The organism is Acidobacteriota bacterium (genome assembly GCA_003225175.1).
In the GTDB taxonomy this organism is placed as follows: Bacteria; Acidobacteriota; Terriglobia; order Terriglobales; family Acidobacteriaceae; genus Gp1-AA112.
In genome coordinates this window covers 1-2,655 of the sequence record QIBA01000093.1, presented here as the reverse complement: position 1 = coordinate 2,655, position 2,655 = coordinate 1, and the positions used below count along the sequence as shown (strand labels likewise).

The following is a 2,655-nucleotide window of genomic DNA, read 5'->3' as shown; positions in this document are numbered from 1 at the left end:
CCCGCTATGTCGAATGCTAACACCCCGCGGCGAAGTTCACCCATGCCATTCTCACCGGCGAAGAGGTGAAAACCAGCGCCGTTGCTGTGATCGCCCTCAGCAGCGTCGTACTCGTAGAGTGTGTTGTCCTTGCTGGGAGTGAGGTTAATAATCGTCGCGATCGCGGACGTCGCGCCAGCAAAGCCGAGCGCGGTCACGAGTGTTACTGCAATTAGAGTTTTGGGAGTAATCATTGGGTGTTGAACATACAGGTTAATTGTTGGAAACCTTTCACACATCAGCCGCGCGGTAACTGGTACCCGACAACTCCCCGGTAACTGATCACTGCAATCAGGGTCTCGGCGGCGGAGTTGGGCGCACCCGCGGCGAGGGGCTGGATCTTGGTGTCGATGTGGGCCGCGGTGTAACTGTCGCAGTCGGGCTTGGTGTTTGCGTCGGCGTAGCAGTAGCCGTAGCTGTCGCAGTAGGTGTTGCTGTTGCTGTACCAGTTGGAGTTGCAGTAGCCGTTGGCGTCGGGCTAGGTGTACCCGCTGGACCTACGGTCCAGCCGCCAGTAGCGGGACCCCCTGAACCGTTGCCAAAATACTGAGCAAAGAGGTGTCGCTGCTTTGCATTCCCGCCGTCGCAGTTATATTGTCGTTAGCCGTCGGGCCGTAGATCACGTCAAACCGATTCTGTCCCTCATACAACCTCAGCTCGAAATTAGCCGTGTCAGTCGGACTGGCGAAGTAAACAGCCCGCCATTCGATATTGAAGATGCGGTTAGGGGCACTACCGGTCACAGAGGTGTAGACACCGCAGGTGCCACCTGGAAAGCTGACGCAACCGCTGTTTGAGTCGGTTCGTAGATCGTCCCAGTAAGGGAAAATCGTACAGTCGTGGCCGGACCACGGCAGGCAGATGTTATTGAAGTTGCTATCGCTTGTGTTGAACTGAGTATTGCCGTTAGGGGACACATTGATGTTGTTGTAAGTCCCGCCGCAGACGATGTACGGGAAAGGGAGCGGAATGTTGGTTACCTGTTCATCCCCGTGATTGCCGGTGTCAGTTGCGCCTGGCAAGATGCTGCCGCCTATCTGAGTTATGTTAAGGCCAGCGCAGGCTGTAGGCGTTGGGGTCGCAGTTGGCGTGGGTGTCGGGCTAGCCGTCGGCGTTGGCGTTGGCGACGGTGTCGGCACATTTCCGGGAGCCTCGATTAGAACCGCCATAGGCGCACCGGTCTTAAAGAAGCCAACAGTTCCGTCGGTCGGGTTTGGCGGTTGATCCGCATCAAACCGGAAGTTATACAGAGTCCCGAAGCGAACCGCGTTGGCGTTCTGATTCTGCGCAAAAGTTTCGGTGTTCCACGTGATAGAGCTTGCGTCCTGTGTCACATCCCACGGTGTGCTGCTATAGCCTGCGTCTCCCTCCGTGCCGTCATGTGCCCAGCCAGGATGCTGAATTGGAGCATGAAAGCCGATGTGGGAGATATTGACTCCAGGACCAACAGGCACCGTGAAGGCTTGGATCGCGCGAATCGAGATTTTGGTTGTAGAGCGCGTATTCATAATGCCAGACGCCAGCACTGGCATTCGTAACTTTGTAGCCCATGAAGCAGATGCCATCGTTGCCGGGATCAGGCGCAATCCGATTCAGCGTCGCACCAGTCCACGCGAAAATAGCCGGTTGCTCGCGCACGGTAGGTCCTACAGCACTGAAACTAAATGGCTGATTGATTCCGGTGACATTGTACCGGCGGTACGAAGCATTGTTGTACATGTTGCACTGGTCCGGGTGGCTTGCGCACCAGGTGCCTTCGAACGGGACTATGTAATTCGCCTCGGCAAAATACGTCGCGCCGGCGTTCAAGGACGTATTCAGGTCGTTAACATCGATAAGAATTCGGTGGGACGTTACGTCATGAGCGTGGCCGGTGTGATCATTCGATGTATTCCCAGGCGGGAAATTTCCGGTGAATGGATTCACCCAGGCGCGAGAACCGATCCCAAACTGATTGCCGTTCAACCCCGAGCCGTATGCATCGGAGCAACCCGAGCCAAGATGATCGCCACCTACCCCATTGCATCCAAAACCGCACGTGTCTGAGGATGCCGCTGCAAACGCATGCTTACCCCAGGACTGGCCGATTTGTTCGAACTGTTGTGTGTTATCGGCGCCGCCACTCATTCGATAGACATTCTGAGGAATGAAGGGATGATCGTTGCTCGGCAAGGCAAACCAATCGACGTCGATTGTCCCTTTGTTGCAAGCATCGGTCCCCAACGCGAGTCCAACACGCCCGTTCGCTGAACCATTGTCCAGTTGATCTAAGCCAATCAGGTCGCCGACGATAACGTCAGGGCCGGGCACCGTCCCCACGCCACGTTGGTTCATCGCTGGTAGTGCCGCGGATTTGACATCGCCGTTTTCGTCGAGGTGTACGACCTCGATGGATTGCATTGCTGCGCCGATGGAAATTTTACCCGCAATAGCACCAGCTTCCGACGGGCGGCTAAGGGACCCGGCGAATTCCGTCGAAACCACAAGGCGGCCGCCGGTGATGCTCAGCGACCGCGCGCTGGACTGATAATCATACTGGTGTCCTTCAATTTTAAAAAACGTGAATCCCGTCTTGGTGTCACGCAGCGCCAAGTCGAACGGCGCATCTGGCGAAAG

The 2,655-nt window shown here is 56.2% G+C and carries 3 protein-coding genes; all 3 read right to left on the bottom strand.

Going from position 1 to position 2,655, the window contains the following annotated elements; translation table 11 throughout:
• On the bottom strand, positions 1 to 233 hold a 233-nt coding region (locus tag DMG62_22035; GenBank protein ID PYY20778.1), incomplete at its 3' end, for a hypothetical protein.
• A gap of 303 nt (positions 234 to 536) precedes the next feature.
• Positions 537 to 1,373, bottom strand: a complete 837-nt coding sequence (locus DMG62_22030) for a hypothetical protein (protein ID PYY20777.1) — start codon at positions 1,371 to 1,373, stop codon at positions 537 to 539.
• A 43-nt stretch (positions 1,374 to 1,416) separates the two neighbouring features.
• Positions 1,417 to 2,655 (bottom strand): hypothetical protein (locus tag DMG62_22025; GenBank protein PYY20776.1); only part of this gene is annotated, 1,239 nt, incomplete at its 5' end.